Source organism: Pantoea sp. ME81 (assembly GCF_903970985.1).
Lineage (GTDB): Bacteria > Pseudomonadota > Gammaproteobacteria > Enterobacterales > Enterobacteriaceae > Pantoea > Pantoea communis.
This window is the reverse complement of record NZ_CAJCKS010000001.1, coordinates 21,113-36,679: the sequence shown is the minus strand read 5'-3', so window position 1 is coordinate 36,679 and position 15,567 is coordinate 21,113. Positions and strand designations below refer to the sequence as shown.

The window sequence follows — 15,567 nt, the reverse complement described above, 5'->3', positions numbered from 1 at the left end:
ACGCCGGAAGTTCCGTGATTTACGCCTACCACTTCCCGCGCCTCACCGCTAGAATGCAAACATCTTCGTCTCGCCAAATCTTGTTTGTGCGGCACCCCAACAGCGGATGCCTGGCGAGTTGAGGGCCCGTTGAATGAACAAAGGTCAGGAACAGATGCGGATATTGCTCAGCAACGACGATGGAATTCATGCCCCCGGCATTCAGACGCTGGCTCGCGCACTGCGTGAGTTTGCGGAGGTGCAGGTTGTCGCGCCCGATCGCAATCGAAGTGGCGCATCAAATTCTCTGACGTTAGAAACCCCGCTGCGGACTTTTACCCATGAGAATGGTGACATCGCTGTACAGATGGGCACGCCAACGGATTGCGTGTTTCTTGGGGTTAACAAACTGATGCAACCGCGTCCGGACATTGTGGTTTCAGGCATCAACGCTGGCCCGAATCTGGGTGATGACGTGATTTACTCTGGCACCGTGGCCGCTGCGATGGAAGGGCGTCATCTTGGACTGCCTGCGCTGGCGGTTTCACTCAACGGTCATCAACACTATGCCACCGCGGCGGCGGTGACCTGCACGCTGCTGCGTGCGTTGTCCCGCGCACCGCTGCGCACCGGGCGTATCCTGAACATCAATGTGCCTGATCTACCGCTAGCGGAAATCAAAGGTTTCCGTGTGACGCGTTGTGGCAGCCGCCATCCGGCCGATCAGGTGATTTGCACGGAAGATCCGCGCGGCCATACCCTGTACTGGATTGGCCCGCCGGGGGACAAACTGGATGCGGGCCCCGACACCGATTTCGCTGCGGTAGATGCAGGTTACGTGTCGCTGACGGCATTGCATGTCGATCTTACGGCACATGCGGCGCAGGAAGTATTAAGCGACTGGTTGATCGAGGCTGAGGTAAATCTCGCATGGTGAACCGGCGCATCGAAACGCTGTTAGAGCAACTGCGTGCGCAGGGCATTCACGATGAGCACCTGTTAAAAGCCATCGCTGATGTCCCGCGTGAACGCTTTATCGATGAGGCGTTTGAGCATAAAGCCTGGGAAAACGTTGCGCTGCCGATTGGCAGTGGGCAGACGATTTCACAGCCCTACATGGTAGCGCGGATGACCGCGTTACTTGAACTGAACCCGGAATCGCGCGTGCTGGAAATCGGCACCGGTTCAGGCTATCAGACCGCTATTCTGGCCCATCTGGTCAATCACGTTTATTCCGTTGAACGCATTAAAGGGTTGCAATGGCAGGCTAAGCGTCGCCTTAAGCAACTCGACCTGCACAATATTTCGACTCGTCATGGTGACGGTTGGCAAGGTTGGGCCGCACGTGGCCCGTTTGATGCCATCATTGTCACCGCTGCACCCCCTGAAATTCCGACTGCGCTGATAGCGCAATTAGGTGAGGGTGGCAAAATGGTGCTGCCAGTCGGCGAAGATCAGCAGGTTTTAAAGCGTTTGCGTCGTCAGGGTGGTGAATTAATTGAAGAAATCATCGAACCCGTCCGCTTTGTGCCGTTAGTTCAGGGCGATCTGGCCTGAGCCATTGCTACGTAAATCTTCACAACTGTTACATGGCATGGCGCAGTTGATATTGTTACTATCCTTGTTAATCAATGTGAAAGACCGTATTCCGCCTGTTGCGCAGTGAATAATGCGGTCACAACCACGACACAGTTACATCCAGGATTGCCATAACGGGGGATCAATGAGCACGGGAAGCACAGTATTTCAATTACGCCGTTTGGCGGCACTTTCACTGGTAGGTTTTTGGCTGGCGGGTTGTAGCTCAGGCGACAACACGCAGGCTCCGATTAGCCAGATTGGCGGCGGTGGCGACAGCGGTATGATGTCCTCTGGCGGCGGCATGACCTCCTCACCGAGCAGCGGTGGCATGCTCTCATCGCAGAACAGTACCGTACCAGCTATGCCACACGGCGGAATGTTAAGCGGCGGTACACCATCAGCTGCACCCTCCGGGGGAATGGTTAGTGGCAATAATAATGTTGTCACGCAAAATGGTCGTATCGTGTACAACCGTAATTATGGGAATATTCCTAAAGGTAGTTACGGTGGTGAGACTTACACCGTTAAACGTGGAGATACCCTGTTCTACATTGCCTGGATTACCGGCAATGACTTCCGCGATCTGGCGCAACGCAATAACGTCCCGGCCCCGTATGGCCTGGAAGCGGGGCAAGTCCTGCAGGTTGGCAACGGTAATGGCCAGACCATCACCGGTGGCAATGCGATAACCGCAGCGGATGCGACACAGGGCGGCGTGCCGGTGGCATCCAACCAAACGCAAATTAAATCGGCCCCTGTTGCACAGCAACCTGTTATTACGTATTCTGATGATTCGGGTTCGACAGGCGGTAAAATGCTGCCGTCGAAAGGGGCAAATAATGTGGCAACGACCACAGCTCCGGTTACCGCACCACCTACAGTCAGCAGCACGACTAACAGCACAACCCCAGTGGGAAGCTGGCGTTGGCCGACTGATGGGAAGATCATCGATAACTTCTCCGCTGCGGAAGGCGGAAACAAAGGGATCGATATCGCCGGTTCGCGTGGACAACCTGTTGTCGCCACTGCTTCAGGAAGGGTGGTATACGCAGGCAACGCGCTCCGTGGGTACGGTAATTTAATCATCATCAAACACAATGATGATTATCTGAGTGCTTACGCCCATAACGATTCCATGCTGGTCCGGGAACAACAGGAAGTTAAGGCGGGGCAAAAAATCGCTACCATGGGTAGTACCGGAACCAGTTCGGTAAGATTACATTTTGAAATTCGTTACAAGGGGAAATCCGTAAACCCGTTGCGTTATTTACCGCAGCGATAATCCGGCAGAACCTTAGGTGTTCTGCCCTTGGATCACGGGTAGGAGCCGCTTATGAACCAGAATACGCTGAAAGTTAACGAGTTACATGAAGATGCGGAATTCGAGGAGAACGGAGCTGAGGTTTTTGATGAGAAGGCTCTCGTTGAGAACGAACCTGGTGATAACGAAGTAGCTGAAGAAGAGCTGTTGTCACAGGGTGCGACGCAACGCGTTTTGGATGCGACGCAGCTTTACCTTGGTGAGATCGGTTACTCTCCACTACTGACAGCAGAAGAAGAAGTGTTCTTCGCTCGTCGTGCACTACGTGGTGACATTCCTTCTCGCCGCCGCATGATTGAAAGTAATTTACGCCTGGTGGTGAAAATTGCCCGTCGTTATAGCAATCGTGGTCTGGCACTGCTGGATCTGATTGAAGAGGGTAATCTCGGCCTGATTCGTGCCGTGGAGAAGTTTGACCCAGAACGTGGGTTCCGTTTCTCAACCTATGCCACCTGGTGGATTCGTCAGACTATTGAACGGGCGATCATGAATCAAACCCGTACTATTCGTCTGCCGATCCACATCGTTAAAGAGTTGAATGTTTATCTGCGTACCGCGCGCGAACTTTCGCATAAGCTTGACCATGAGCCGAGTGCTGAAGAGATTGCCGAGCAGTTAGACAAGCCGGTTGATGATGTAAGCCGTATGCTGCGTCTCAACGAGCGTATTACCTCGGTTGACACACCGCTGGGTGGAGATTCCGAAAAAGCGCTGCTGGATATCCTGGCCGATGAAAAAGACAACGGCCCGGAAGACACCACGCAGGACGATGATATGAAACAAAGCATCGTTAAGTGGTTGTTTGAATTGAATGCCAAGCAGCGTGAAGTGCTGGCGCGTCGTTTCGGCCTGTTAGGCTATGAAGCGGCAACGCTGGAAGATGTGGGCCGTGAGATCGGGTTGACCCGTGAGCGCGTCCGTCAGATTCAGGTTGAAGGTCTGCGCCGTCTGCGTGAAATCCTGCAGACTCAGGGCCTCAACATTGAAGCACTGTTTCGCGAATAAGCCGTAACCGGCAATAAAAAACGGTGACCCTTGGGTCACCGTTTTTTTATGTGCGTTATCAGGCCGTTACGCTAATGAGCGGCGTCATTACCCGCCGCTCATTAAAATTGAACTAGACCAATGTTTTAAGGCGGTAAATCCACTCCAGCGCCTGTTTTGGCGTAAGACTATCAGGGTCCAACGCTTCCAGTGCGTCTACGGCTGGCGATGTTTCTGCCACCAGCAGCTGCATTTGCGAACCTTCTACAGTGGATGCCGCAGAACTGCCGGAGAGCGCTTCCAGCTCTTTCAACTTGTTGCGCGCACGTTTGATCACGTCTTTCGGCACACCCGCTAATGCAGCAACTGCTAAACCATAGCTTTTGCTGGCTGCACCATCTTGTACGCTGTGCATAAATGCAATGGTATCGCCATGCTCCATGGCATCAAGATGCACATTCACTACGCCTTCCATTTTTTCCGGCAGGGTCGTAAGTTCGAAGTAGTGGGTGGCAAACAGTGTCATCGCTTTGATGCGGTTTGCCAGGCTCTCCGCACAAGCCCATGCCAGCGACAGCCCATCGTAGGTCGATGTGCCGCGACCGATTTCATCCATCAACACCAGGCTGTTCTCCGTGGCGTTATGCAGGATATTGGCCGTTTCCGTCATCTCAACCATAAAAGTTGAACGCCCAGAAGCCAGGTCATCAGCCGCACCGACACGAGTAAAGATACGATCGATAGGGCCCATTATGGTTTCTTCGGCTGGCACATAGCTGCCAATCCACGCCATCAGCGCGATCAATGCAGTCTGACGCATGTAAGTACTCTTACCGCCCATATTCGGACCGGTGATGATCAACATGCGGCGTTGATTTGACAGCGATAGCGGGTTAGCAATAAACGGCTCTTTCAGAACCTGCTCCACGACAGGGTGGCGACCCGCGGTGATGCGGATACCGGCTTTTTCCTGCAGTACCGGGCGGCAGTAATTCAGTGTCCAGGCGCGTTCTGCCAGGTTAGCCAACACATCCAGTTCAGCCAGCGCCGCGGCACTGATCTGCAGTGCTTCAAGATGTGGCAGCAACTGATCGAGTAACGCTTCGTACAGGCCTTTTTCCAGCGCCAGCGCTTTGCCTTTTGAGGTCAGTACTTTGTCTTCATACTCTTTCAATTCAGGAATGATGTAGCGCTCGGCGTTCTTCAGGGTCTGGCGGCGGACATAGTGAATCGGCACCAGGTGGCTTTGGCCGCGGCTGACCTGAATGTAGTAACCATGAATTGCGTTAAAACCCACCTTTAAAGTATCCAGCCCTAGCTTCTCTCGTTCGCGAATTTCCAGGCGGTCGAGATAATCAGTGGCACCGTCGGCCAGCGCACGCCATTCATCTAATTCAGCGTTATAGCCGGGCGCAATCACACCCCCGTCACGCACCAGCACGGGAGGGGATTCAATGACGGCTAGTTCCAGCAGCTCGCGCAATTCAGTAAATTCACCCATCTGCGAACGCAGATTGACAAGCTGAGTCGCCTCGACACCTTCCAGCTGCTGGTTCAACTCCGGCAGCTGCTGGAATGCATGCCGCATGCGAGCTAAATCACGCGGGCGCGCGGTGCGCAGTGCCAGACGCGCCAGGATGCGTTCCAAATCGCCCACCTGGCGCAGTACCGGCTGTAATGCTTCACTCAGAGATTGCAGTTCGGCAATCGATTCCTGGCGACGACTGATGGTGGTGACATCGCGCAGCGGCATATGCAGCCAGCGCTTCAGCATACGGCTGCCCATCGGGGTAACGGTTTTATCCAACACTGCCGCCAGGGTATTTTCGGTGCCCCCGGCCAGGTTTTGCGTGATTTCCAGGTTGCGGCGAGTGGCTGCATCCATGATTACGCTGTCCTGCTGGCGCTCCATACTTAACGAGCGAATATGTGGCAGGGAGGTGCGTTGGGTATCCTTAACATATTGAAGCAGACAACCCGCAGCGCGTAGCGCCAGATGAGCCTGTTCAACACCAAAGCCGCTAAGATCACGCGTGCCGAATTGCAGGTTTAATTGCTGGCGTGCGGTGTCGATTTCATATTCCCATAGCGGACGACGGCGCAGACCACGACGCTGATCGATCAGCGCCATGGCCTGGAAATCTTCGGGATAGAGCAGTTCAGCAGGATTAGTGCGCTGGAGTTCTGCCGCCATGGTCTCCTGGTCGACAGGTTCGCTCAGGCGAAAACGCCCCGAGCTGATATCGAGGGTGGCATAACCAAACCCGCGCTGGCTCTGGAAGATGGCCGCCAGTAAGTTGTCCTGACGCTCCTGCAGCAGCGCTTCATCACTGATGGTGCCTGGCGTCACAATGCGCACGACTTTACGCTCAACCGGTCCTTTGCTCAGTGCCGGGTCGCCAATCTGTTCGCAGATCGCCACGGATTCACCGAGCTGGACCAGTTTTGCCAGATAACCTTCAACAGCATGATAGGGCACGCCCGCCATCGGGATGGGTTCACCCGCTGACGCGCCGCGTTTCGTGAGTGAAATCTCCAGCAGTTGTGAGGCTCGCCTGGCGTCGTCGTAGAACAGCTCGTAAAAATCGCCCATGCGATAAAACAGCAGGATTTCGGGATGGTCAGCCTTCAGGCGCAGGTATTGCTGCATCATGGGCGTGTGGCCAGTAAAGTCCATTTGCGCTGCTCCTTTCATCTCGTTTTCGCTCAAAATTCACTCGTTCAATCATGGTTGCCCGATATGAGCAGGCCAGTGTGGTGCGTTATCTCACAGACGGATAACCAAGGCGCAGATATTAACATTTTGCCCTGCGCGCATCATCTGGCTGCAATGGATTCTGGCTGCCGACCTTAACAAATTGCGATAAGCAGTAAAAAGTAAAATTGGGCGATAAAGATAAAGTGTGGAGCTGTTCCGCAAATTTTCGCTGCAACCCACTGAAACCAGGGAATAGCGGCGTAAATTTAAGATATTGCTCTGTATCCCGCTTTGATGAACGATTACCATGTTGGCTTCCGGTTTCATCTGGCTTATGGATATCTAATGCGTTTTAAGGTTGCTTTTCTTCCACTTATCGCCTTGCTTGCTGCCTGCAGCAGTAAGCCTGCAACCCAGCAGCAAACCGCCGTTGTGCCTGCACCAAAAGGTGGTTTTTTACTGGAACCTTCACACGCCGTTCAGCCGATGTTTGGTGATTTCGCAGGGAATCCAGCGGCTGAGCAGTTTATTGATCAAATGGTGGCAAAACACGGTTTTAACCGTGATCAACTGCACGCCGTGATTGGCCAGGCGAAGCGTCTTGATTACGTGCTGCGCCTGATGGATCAACAAGCACCAAGCTACACGCCTCCGACGGGGCCAAACGGCGCCTGGATCCGCTACCGTAATAAATTCATCACGCCAGATAATGTGCAAAATGGTGTGGCGTTCTGGGATCAATATCAGGACGCGCTGCAACGCGCTCAGCAGGTTTATGGTGTGCCGCCGGAGATCATTGTCGGAATCATTGGCGTGGAAACACGCTGGGGTCGGGTGATGGGCAAAACACGTCTGCTGGATGCGCTGGCCACCTTATCCTTTAGCTATCCTCGTCGCGCGGCCTACTTCAGCGGCGAACTGGAAACCTTCCTGCTAATGGCGCGCACTGAACAGGATGATCCGCTGGATCTGCGCGGTTCCTTTGCGGGTGCAATGGGGTACGGTCAGTTTATGCCGTCTTCCTATAAAGAGTATGCGGTCGACTTCAATGGTGATGGCCACATTAACCTGTGGGATCCTGTGGATGCGATTGGTAGCGTAGCAAATTACTTTAAAGAGCACGGCTGGCGGGCAGGGCAGAATGTTGCCGTACCGGCAAGCGGGCAGGCTCCTGCGCTGGAAAATGGGTTTAAAACGCTTTATCCGGTGAATACGCTGATGGCGAGCGGCCTGACGCCGCAAGGATCGCTGGATGGTAATAACCAGGCGAGTCTGCTGCGCCTTGATCTTGGCACCAGTTATCAATATTGGTATGGCCTGCCTAACTTCTATGTCATCACGCGTTATAACCACAGCACACACTATGCCATGGCGGTATGGCAGTTGGGTCAGGCAGTGGCGAAAGCGCGTCAGGGCAACATGCTTTAATGCTGTCCTTATAAAGAGTGAGGGTATAAGATGGCGCCCCTTTTGCGGTGCCATCTTCACCGCCTTTCGACTTCTGAGGAATGCTCATGACAACATTACCTGCTTGCCCTGTGTGTCAGGCTGATTATACCTGGCAGGATGGTGAGAACCTGAACTGCCCATCTTGTGGCCATATCTGGTCACCGAGTGCTGATGCAGCATCGGATGGTTTGGTGGTGCGGGATGCCAATGGCAATCTGCTGGCTGATGGGGACAGCGTTACCGTGGTTAAGGATCTCAAGGTGAAAGGCAGTTCTTCAACCCTGAAGATTGGCACTAAAGTGAAAAGCATTCGTCTGGTTGAAGGCGACCACAACATTGATTGCAAAATCGATGGTTTTGGCCCGATGAAACTCAAATCTGAGTTTGTTAAAAAGAACTGAGAACGGGACGGCTGCCCGGCCGCCCCTTATTGTGATCACATCAGCAAACGATCCAGCTCTGCGCACTGCTCAACCGTGAGTTCACCGCCATAATTACGTGAATGACTGCTCATAGAATCATATTTGCGCGCCACTGCGGTTTTGATGGTCGTGACAAAGTCATCGCCGATGGTGTAAATCGCCATCAGCTTACCAATACGCTGTTGAATCTGTGCCAACTGCGCTAACTCTCCCGCTCGCCATGCGTGCATCGCCTCGGCAAACAACTCCGGCACTATGTTGTTTAAGCCGGAAATCACCCCGGCACCGCCTGCCAGCAAATTAGGCAGAAGATATTCGTCATACCCTGAAAGCACGGTGAAATCAGGGCGAACCTTTTTGGTTTCTTCAATCAGGGCCCGATTATGTGAAAGACAATCCATGGTGTCTTTAATGCCGATAAACTGCGGCAGTTCAGCGGCTAATTCTGCTACCAATGCCGGCGTTAAATCGCAACCGGTGCGCGCCGGAAAGTTGTAGGCAAACCACTTTCCACCTAGCTGTTTATCCAGCGCTTTAAAGTAACTCAACAGCTGTTTCTGCGTTTGCCCATAGTAGTAGGGCGGCAAAACCATCACGGCGTCATAACCGTTTTGCCAGGCGGCTTCAGCGAGCTGCAACATGTCGGGAACGCAGGTACTTGAGATATTCGCGACCATGGTCAGTGGCGAAAGCTGACGAGCTTCGCGAATCAGCATCAGCCGTTCCTGTTGGGTCAGCGAAGCAAACTCCCCGATACTGCCCATCAGCAACAGCGTATCAATCCCCGAGGCGTTCAGGCGCGCAAAGTGGCGGCCCAGCGCATCAATGTCGAGCTTATTATCTTGATCGAAAGGGGTAACTGAAGGACACCAGACGCCGGTTAATTCAGGTTGTGAAGCCATAACGCGATCCTCGTTTTTTAAAAATGAAACATTGTTTTAACTTAGTGCTCGTGACTGACATTAACCAGTGACAAAGGGTAAAAAGGTGAGATATCGCACTTTTCTCTTCGCTTAGCGATTGAGAAAACAGGTAGTGTGATGCTCTTCAGCCAGACAGGAGCGTTGCCATGCAAGACTGGAATCCACAGCTGTATCGTCAATTTGAATCGGAACGCACGCGCCCTGCGCGTGAACTCTTAGAACGTATTCCACTAACCGACGTGCATTTCGCGACTGACCTCGGATGCGGTCCCGGCAACAGCACTGAGCTGCTGGCGCAAGCGTGGCCAGGCGCGGTGATTACAGGCATCGATAGCTCTGCAGCCATGCTGGAACAAGCGCAAGAGCGGTTACCAGCCTGCACTTTTCTGCAGGCGGATATTCGTACCTGGCAGGCGAGCCAGCCACAGCAGGTCATCTATGCGAATGCTTCGCTGCAGTGGTTAACCGATCACTACACGCTGCTGCCGCATTTGGTTGAACAGCTGGATATCGGTGGCGCTCTGGCGATACAGATGCCGGACAATCTTGAAGAAGCCTCTCACAGCTTGATGCGTAAAGTGGCGGCCAGTGAACGCTGGCAGGCACATATCTCGCCACAGGCCGCGGATCGCAAACGCCTGCTGAGCACGGAACAGTATTATGACTTGCTGAGTGATGCAGGCTGTCAGGTGGATATCTGGCGTACCACGTACTATCACCCGATGGCCGATGCGCAGGCCATCATTACCTGGCTCCGTGCCACGGGCTTGCGTCCTTTCCTCGCTGGATTGACCGAACAGCAACAAGCGGATTTTCTGCATGACTATCATCAGGCATTAATGCCGGCTTATCCCCCACGCAGCAATGGTCAGGTTTTGCTGGCTTTCCCGCGTTTATTTATGGTGGCAGTGAGAACGCGTTAAAATTGCTGGAAGCGGCTGCGCAAATTGGTGCGACAGAGGTTGAAAAGGGCGCTCTGTTGCACCATTTATGGCTAACGCGCAGCGCCAAAACAGGAGAGGGCGATGAACGACCAACAGTTGCAGCAGCTCAGCCAGCGTATTGGTGAACAGCTCAAGAAACGCAAGGCAACGGTGACCGCGGCGGAATCTTGCACCGGTGGCTGGATCGCCAAAGTGTTTACCGATATCAGTGGCAGCTCTGCCTGGTTTGAGCGGGGTTTCGTGACCTACAGCAACGAAGCCAAACAGCAGATGGTGGGCGTGCAGGCAGCGACTCTGGCGCAGTATGGCGCGGTCAGTGAGCAAACTGTGCGTGAGATGGCTCAAGGTGCCTGCAATGCCGCCGGCGCCGAGTTTGGCATTGCTGTGAGCGGGATTGCGGGGCCAGATGGTGGTTCGGCAGAAAAGCCAGTGGGTACAGTGTGGTTTGCCATTGCCGGACCTGGCGATCGTGTTCTGGCGCAGCGGCAGATCTTTGCCGGAGACCGTGACGCGGTGCGTCGGCAATCCGTCAGCTGGGCGCTGCAAACACTGCTTGATGAATTTCTGACAAATTAAACTTGATACTGTATGGTCATACAGTATAATTACCGGCAACAGAACGAGCAGGCACACAATGATGTCGGCTTACCCAGCATGATTAGGAGTGGAAATGGCGATTGACGAGAACAAACAGAAAGCTTTAGCTGCCGCGCTGGGCCAGATTGAGAAACAATTTGGCAAAGGCTCGATCATGCGCCTGGGTGAAGACCGCTCAATGGACGTAGAAACCATCTCAACCGGTTCACTGTCACTGGATATCGCGTTGGGTGCTGGTGGCTTGCCGATGGGGCGTATCGTTGAGATCTACGGACCAGAATCTTCCGGTAAAACTACGCTGACGCTGCAGGTGATTGCCGCTGCACAGCGTAAAGGTAAAACCTGTGCCTTTATCGATGCTGAACATGCGCTTGATCCGGTGTATGCCAAAAAACTCGGCGTTGATATCGACAATCTGCTGTGTTCGCAGCCGGACACCGGTGAACAAGCGCTGGAGATTTGTGATGCGTTAGCACGCTCCGGTGCCGTTGATGTGATCATCGTGGACTCCGTTGCGGCACTGACGCCGAAAGCGGAAATCGAAGGTGAAATCGGTGATTCGCACATGGGTCTGGCCGCACGTATGATGAGCCAGGCGATGCGTAAGTTAGCGGGTAACCTGAAGCAGTCCAACACGCTGCTGATCTTCATCAACCAGATTCGTATGAAAATTGGTGTGATGTTTGGTAACCCAGAAACCACCACCGGTGGTAACGCGCTGAAATTCTATGCCTCTGTTCGTCTTGATATCCGCCGTATCGGTGCGATTAAAGAGGGCGATGAAGTGGTCGGTAGCGAAACCCGCGTAAAAGTGGTGAAGAACAAAATTGCTGCGCCATTTAAGCAGGCTGAATTCCAGATTATGTACGGTGAAGGCATCAACACCTTTGGCGAGCTGGTGGATCTCGGCGTGAAACACAAACTGGTTGAGAAAGCCGGTGCGTGGTACAGCTACAACGGCGAAAAGATTGGTCAAGGTAAAGCGAACTCGACCAACTTCCTGAAAGAGAACCCAGCGATTGCTAACGAGATCGATAAGAAGTTACGCGATCTGCTGCTGACGGGTGCAACGGCTGGAGCGGGTGCAGCAGAAATCTCTGCTGATGACTACGAAGAAGCTAGCGAAACCAACGAAGATTTCTAAGATACCCACCACGGGAGCAGCGATGCTCCCGTTTGCTTTTCCCCGTCAACACTTCCCCAGATCGTCTTCTTGCTTTACCCTGCGCAACAGTCAGAACAAGGTCAAATTCATGTCATCATCACCTTCAACGGCTTCGGTGCCGACATTTTCCCGTTTGCTGGATCGTGCCATGCGTGTGCTATCGCAGCGTGACCACAGCCGTGACGAATTGAAGCGTAAGCTGCAACTCTCTTCTCAGCGTGCGGCTTATCTGAAGCAAGAAGAAAATGTGCCGATACCGGATGAGCTGCTGGAAAAGGTGCTCGACTGGTGCCAGGAGAGTGGCTGGCTCAACGATCAGCGCTTCACCGAACGCTTTATCCAAAGTCGCGCACGGAAAGGTTACGGCTCACAGTGCGTGCGTATGGAATTGCAGCAGAAGGGCATCAGCCGCGATGAGATCAATCAGGCGATGATGGAGACTGAAGTGGACTGGAGCCAATGCGCGGCCGATTTGGCTAAGCGTAAGTTTGGTGATCCTCTGCCGCAAACCTGGGCTGAGAAAAGCAAAGTACAGCGCTTTTTAATGTCTAAAGGCTTTATGATGGAAGATATTCAGGCAGTTTTCAGAAATATTGACGACTGAAAGGCGATGGGATTTTACTTCCCACTGAAGAAAATTTATCTTATTCCCACTTTTTGTTCCTCAATCAGCGGTAAACCTGCAGATGTGGTTTGCCCGCGAAAGGGAACGTTCGTTAGCGTGATTCCAGGAATTATATGAGCAAGAGCACTGCTGAGATCCGTCAAGCGTTTCTCGACTTTTTTCATAGCAAGGGACATCAGGTTGTAGCCAGCAGCTCCCTCGTACCGAACAACGACCCAACGTTGCTGTTTACCAATGCGGGAATGGTGCAGTTTAAAGACGTTTTCCTCGGTCAGGATAAACGCGATTATGCACGCGCAACCACGTCTCAACGTTGTGTACGCGCCGGTGGTAAGCACAACGATCTTGAGAACGTTGGTTACACCGCTCGTCACCACACCTTCTTTGAAATGCTGGGTAACTTCAGCTTTGGCGACTACTTCAAGAAAGAAGCGATTGCTTATGCCTGGGAACTGCTGACGGGTGAACAGTGGTTCAAGCTGCCGAAAGAACGTCTGTGGGTCACCGTTTATGAAACCGATGATGAAGCCTTCGAAATCTGGGCTAACGATGTCGGTGTGCCGCGCGAACGTATTATTCGCATCGGCGATAACAAGGGCAGCGCCTACGCGTCTGATAACTTCTGGCAGATGGGTGATACCGGCCCTTGTGGTCCGTGCACCGAAATTTTCTACGATCATGGCGACCATATCTGGGGTGGCCCACCGGGCAGCCCGGAAGAAGATGGCGATCGCTATATTGAGATCTGGAACATCGTCTTCATGCAGTTCAACCGTCAGGCCGACGGCACCATGGAACCTCTGCCGAAGCCTTCTGTTGATACCGGTATGGGCCTGGAGCGCATCGCCGCGGTGCTGCAGCACGTTAACTCCAACTATGAAATCGATCTGTTTGCCAAGCTGATCAAGGCTGTTGCTCAGGTAACCGGTGCGACTGACCTCAACAATAAATCGTTGCGCGTCATCGCTGACCACATCCGTTCCTGTGCATTCTTGATCGCTGATGGCGTCATCCCGTCGAATGAAAACCGTGGCTACGTGCTGCGCCGTATCATTCGTCGTGCAGTGCGTCATGGCAATATGTTGGGAGCTAAAGAAGCCTTCTTCTACAAACTGGTTGCGCCATTGATCGATGTCATGGGTGATGCCGGTGAAGACCTGAAACGTCAGCAGAAGCATGTTGAAAATGCCCTGAAAAATGAAGAAGAGCAGTTCGCTAAAACGCTGGAACGCGGCCTGGCTTTACTGGATGAAGAGTTAGCCAATCTGCAAGGTGATACGCTGCATGGCGAAACGGTCTTCCGCCTGTATGACACCTTCGGTTTCCCGGCGGATTTGACCGCTGACGTCTGCCGCGAGCGCAATCTGAAGATTGATGAAGCGGGCTTCGAAACAGCCATGGAACAGCAGCGCCAGCGTGCGCGTGAGGCCAGTGGTTTTGGCGCGGACTACAACAGTGTGATTCGCTTTGATGCCGCCACTGACTTCAAAGGCTATGACCAACTGCAGGCTGAAGGCACCGTGCAGGCGCTGTTCGTTGGCGGTCAGCAGGTTGAGCAGATCGCGGCTGGCCAGGAAGCGGTAGTGATTCTGGATCAAACACCATTCTATGGCGAGTCAGGTGGCCAGGTGGGCGATACCGGTGTGCTGACTGGGCAGAATGCTGAATTCAGTGTTCAGGATACACAGAAGTATGGCAAAGCCTTTGGTCATATCGGTAAGCTCAACAGCGGTGAGCTACGTGTGGGTGACCGCCTCAATGCACAAGTGGATGAAGAGCGCCGTGCTCGTATTATTCTCAACCACTCCGCAACGCATCTGATGCATGAAGCGTTACGTGAAGTATTGGGCGATCATGTCGGTCAGAAAGGCTCACTCAACAACGATAAATACCTGCGCTTCGACTTCTCTCATACCGAAGCGATGAAGCCAGAGCAGATTCGCACCGTTGAAGATATCGTTAATACCCAGATTCGTCGCAATTTACTCATCCAGACTGAAGTAATGGATCTGGATGAAGCGAAAGCGCGCGGCGCAACGGCGTTGTTCGGTGAGAAGTATGAACAGCGTGTGCGCGTGGTGAGCATGGGTGAATATTCCGTTGAGCTGTGCGGCGGTACGCACGCAGCGCGCACTGGCGACATTGGCCTGTTTCGCATTCAGTCTGAATCCGGCACGGCGGCAGGTGTGCGTCGTATTGAAGCGCTGACGGGTGAAGGCGCGATTGCTCAGCTGCATGCGCAGAGCGATCAGATATCTGAGATTGCTCAGGTGGTTAAAGCCAACAGCAGTAATCTGAATGAGAAAGTGCGCGGCCTGGTTGATCATGTCCGCGCGCTGGAAAAAGAACTGCAGCAGCTACGCGATCAGCAAGCGGCGCAAGAGAGTGCCTCGCTGAGCAGTAAAGCGATGGACGTGAAGGGGACCAAACTGCTGGTCAGCGAGCTTAACAACGTTGAGCCGAAGATGCTTCGCACCATGATGGATGACCTGAAGAATCAGCTCGGCTCGGCCATCATTGTGCTGGCAACGGTTGCTGAAGGTAAGGTTTCACTGATTGCTGGGGTGACTAAAGACCTGACTGACCGCGTCAAAGCGGGTGAGCTGGTCGGCGAACTGGCCGCTCAGGTTGGCGGAAAAGGTGGCGGTCGTCCTGATATGGCTCAGGCGGGTGGTACAAACCCTGAGGCACTGGCTGGCGCACTGGCTGGCGTGTCGGAGTGGGTGAGTAACCGACTGTAACGAATTAAAATTCAGCATCGTGAATAGCGCCAGAACCCCGTGTTCTGGCGCTTTTTAACGCGGTGTGCACCCGATAATGACAAAGTCCGGTTGATGTAGTGTATTTCGGCTAAACTAACTATCAGCAGAATGTATTGG

13 protein-coding genes are annotated in these 15,567 nt (G+C 53.4%); 11 read left to right on the top strand and 2 right to left on the bottom strand.

Annotated elements, in window-relative coordinates:
- Positions 1-154 precede the first annotated feature (154 nt).
- The 4 genes from surE (at position 155) to rpoS (ending at position 3,886) form a co-directional block, all read left to right on the top strand.
- On the top strand, positions 155-916 hold the full coding sequence (gene surE, locus H7A81_RS00200; protein WP_097118184.1) for a 5'/3'-nucleotidase SurE: 762 nt from the start codon (positions 155-157) through the stop codon (positions 914-916).
- Positions 910-1,536 (top strand): protein-L-isoaspartate(D-aspartate) O-methyltransferase, encoded by a 627-nt coding sequence (locus H7A81_RS00195; RefSeq protein ID WP_058961492.1) that lies wholly within the window; start codon positions 910-912, stop codon positions 1,534-1,536. Before surE ends, H7A81_RS00195 begins: the two co-directional genes overlap by 7 nt.
- Positions 1,537-1,702: 166 nt before the next feature.
- The gene (gene nlpD / locus H7A81_RS00190) at positions 1,703-2,842 is read left to right on the top strand and encodes a murein hydrolase activator NlpD (RefSeq protein ID WP_034822994.1); all 1,140 of its coding nucleotides are present in this window, start codon (positions 1,703-1,705) and stop codon (positions 2,840-2,842) included.
- A gap of 51 nt (positions 2,843-2,893) precedes the next feature.
- Positions 2,894-3,886 carry an RNA polymerase sigma factor RpoS gene (gene rpoS, locus H7A81_RS00185; RefSeq protein WP_034822992.1) on the top strand — a complete coding sequence of 331 codons (993 nt, stop codon included), beginning with the start codon at positions 2,894-2,896 and terminating at the stop codon, positions 3,884-3,886.
- Positions 3,887-3,998: 112 nt separating this feature from the next.
- Here rpoS and mutS read toward each other — a convergent pair whose 3' ends face one another.
- A complete protein-coding gene (gene mutS, locus H7A81_RS00180; RefSeq protein ID WP_370529928.1) occupies positions 3,999-6,560 on the bottom strand; it encodes a DNA mismatch repair protein MutS in 2,562 nt (853 codons plus the stop codon).
- Positions 6,561-6,908: 348 nt separating this feature from the next.
- On the opposite strand from mutS, the gene mltB reads away from it, so the two are divergent.
- Both mltB and H7A81_RS00170 read left to right on the top strand, forming a co-directional pair.
- Positions 6,909-7,991, top strand: coding sequence for a lytic murein transglycosylase B (gene mltB, locus H7A81_RS00175; RefSeq protein ID WP_034822196.1), 1,083 nt, complete (start codon positions 6,909-6,911; stop codon positions 7,989-7,991).
- Positions 7,992-8,077: 86 nt separating this feature from the next.
- A complete protein-coding gene (locus H7A81_RS00170) occupies positions 8,078-8,413 on the top strand; it encodes a zinc ribbon domain-containing protein YjdM (protein WP_034822198.1) in 336 nt (111 codons plus the stop codon).
- A gap of 35 nt (positions 8,414-8,448) precedes the next feature.
- On the opposite strand, the gene H7A81_RS00165 is transcribed toward H7A81_RS00170, so the two are convergent.
- The gene (locus H7A81_RS00165) at positions 8,449-9,336 is read right to left on the bottom strand and encodes a dihydrodipicolinate synthase family protein (protein ID WP_182056328.1); all 888 of its coding nucleotides are present in this window, start codon (positions 9,334-9,336) and stop codon (positions 8,449-8,451) included.
- 167 nt (positions 9,337-9,503) lie between these two features.
- Here H7A81_RS00165 and tam point away from each other — a divergent pair, with 167 nt between their 5' ends.
- The 5 genes from tam to alaS all read left to right on the top strand — a co-directional run bounded on the left by tam (position 9,504) and on the right by alaS (position 15,429).
- On the top strand, positions 9,504-10,280 hold the full coding sequence (tam, locus tag H7A81_RS00160; protein WP_166932960.1) for a trans-aconitate 2-methyltransferase: 777 nt from the start codon (positions 9,504-9,506) through the stop codon (positions 10,278-10,280).
- Positions 10,281-10,382: 102 nt separating this feature from the next.
- Positions 10,383-10,877 carry a nicotinamide-nucleotide amidase gene (gene pncC, locus H7A81_RS00155; RefSeq protein ID WP_058961482.1) on the top strand — a complete coding sequence of 165 codons (495 nt, stop codon included), beginning with the start codon at positions 10,383-10,385 and terminating at the stop codon, positions 10,875-10,877.
- 94 nt (positions 10,878-10,971) lie between these two features.
- Positions 10,972-12,042 (top strand): recombinase RecA, encoded by a 1,071-nt coding sequence (recA, locus tag H7A81_RS00150; protein WP_034822205.1) that lies wholly within the window; start codon positions 10,972-10,974, stop codon positions 12,040-12,042.
- A gap of 109 nt (positions 12,043-12,151) precedes the next feature.
- Positions 12,152-12,667 (top strand): regulatory protein RecX, encoded by a 516-nt coding sequence (locus H7A81_RS00145; RefSeq protein WP_255478854.1) that lies wholly within the window; start codon positions 12,152-12,154, stop codon positions 12,665-12,667.
- 134 nt (positions 12,668-12,801) lie between these two features.
- Positions 12,802-15,429 carry an alanine--tRNA ligase gene (alaS, locus tag H7A81_RS00140; protein ID WP_182056327.1) on the top strand — a complete coding sequence of 876 codons (2,628 nt, stop codon included), beginning with the start codon at positions 12,802-12,804 and terminating at the stop codon, positions 15,427-15,429.
- The last annotated feature ends 138 nt before the right edge of the window (positions 15,430-15,567 follow it).

What these genes read in the sequence shown, in the direction of transcription:
- mutS (WP_370529928.1), bottom strand. Translation starts at nt 6,560, where the DNA reads ATGAAAGGAGCAGCGCAAATGGACTTTACTGGCCACACGCCCATGATG.
- mltB (WP_034822196.1), top strand. Translation starts at nt 6,909, where the DNA reads ATGCGTTTTAAGGTTGCTTTTCTTCCACTTATCGCCTTGCTTGCTGCC.
- surE (WP_097118184.1), top strand. Translation starts at nt 155, where the DNA reads ATGCGGATATTGCTCAGCAACGACGATGGAATTCATGCCCCCGGCATT.
- H7A81_RS00170 (WP_034822198.1), top strand. Translation starts at nt 8,078, where the DNA reads ATGACAACATTACCTGCTTGCCCTGTGTGTCAGGCTGATTATACCTGG.
- H7A81_RS00165 (WP_182056328.1), bottom strand. Translation starts at nt 9,336, where the DNA reads ATGGCTTCACAACCTGAATTAACCGGCGTCTGGTGTCCTTCAGTTACC.
- nlpD (WP_034822994.1), top strand. Translation starts at nt 1,703, where the DNA reads ATGAGCACGGGAAGCACAGTATTTCAATTACGCCGTTTGGCGGCACTT.
- rpoS (WP_034822992.1), top strand. Translation starts at nt 2,894, where the DNA reads ATGAACCAGAATACGCTGAAAGTTAACGAGTTACATGAAGATGCGGAA.
- pncC (WP_058961482.1), top strand. Translation starts at nt 10,383, where the DNA reads ATGAACGACCAACAGTTGCAGCAGCTCAGCCAGCGTATTGGTGAACAG.
- alaS (WP_182056327.1), top strand. Translation starts at nt 12,802, where the DNA reads ATGAGCAAGAGCACTGCTGAGATCCGTCAAGCGTTTCTCGACTTTTTT.
- tam (WP_166932960.1), top strand. Translation starts at nt 9,504, where the DNA reads ATGCAAGACTGGAATCCACAGCTGTATCGTCAATTTGAATCGGAACGC.
- H7A81_RS00195 (WP_058961492.1), top strand. Translation starts at nt 910, where the DNA reads ATGGTGAACCGGCGCATCGAAACGCTGTTAGAGCAACTGCGTGCGCAG.
- H7A81_RS00145 (WP_255478854.1), top strand. Translation starts at nt 12,152, where the DNA reads ATGTCATCATCACCTTCAACGGCTTCGGTGCCGACATTTTCCCGTTTG.
- recA (WP_034822205.1), top strand. Translation starts at nt 10,972, where the DNA reads ATGGCGATTGACGAGAACAAACAGAAAGCTTTAGCTGCCGCGCTGGGC.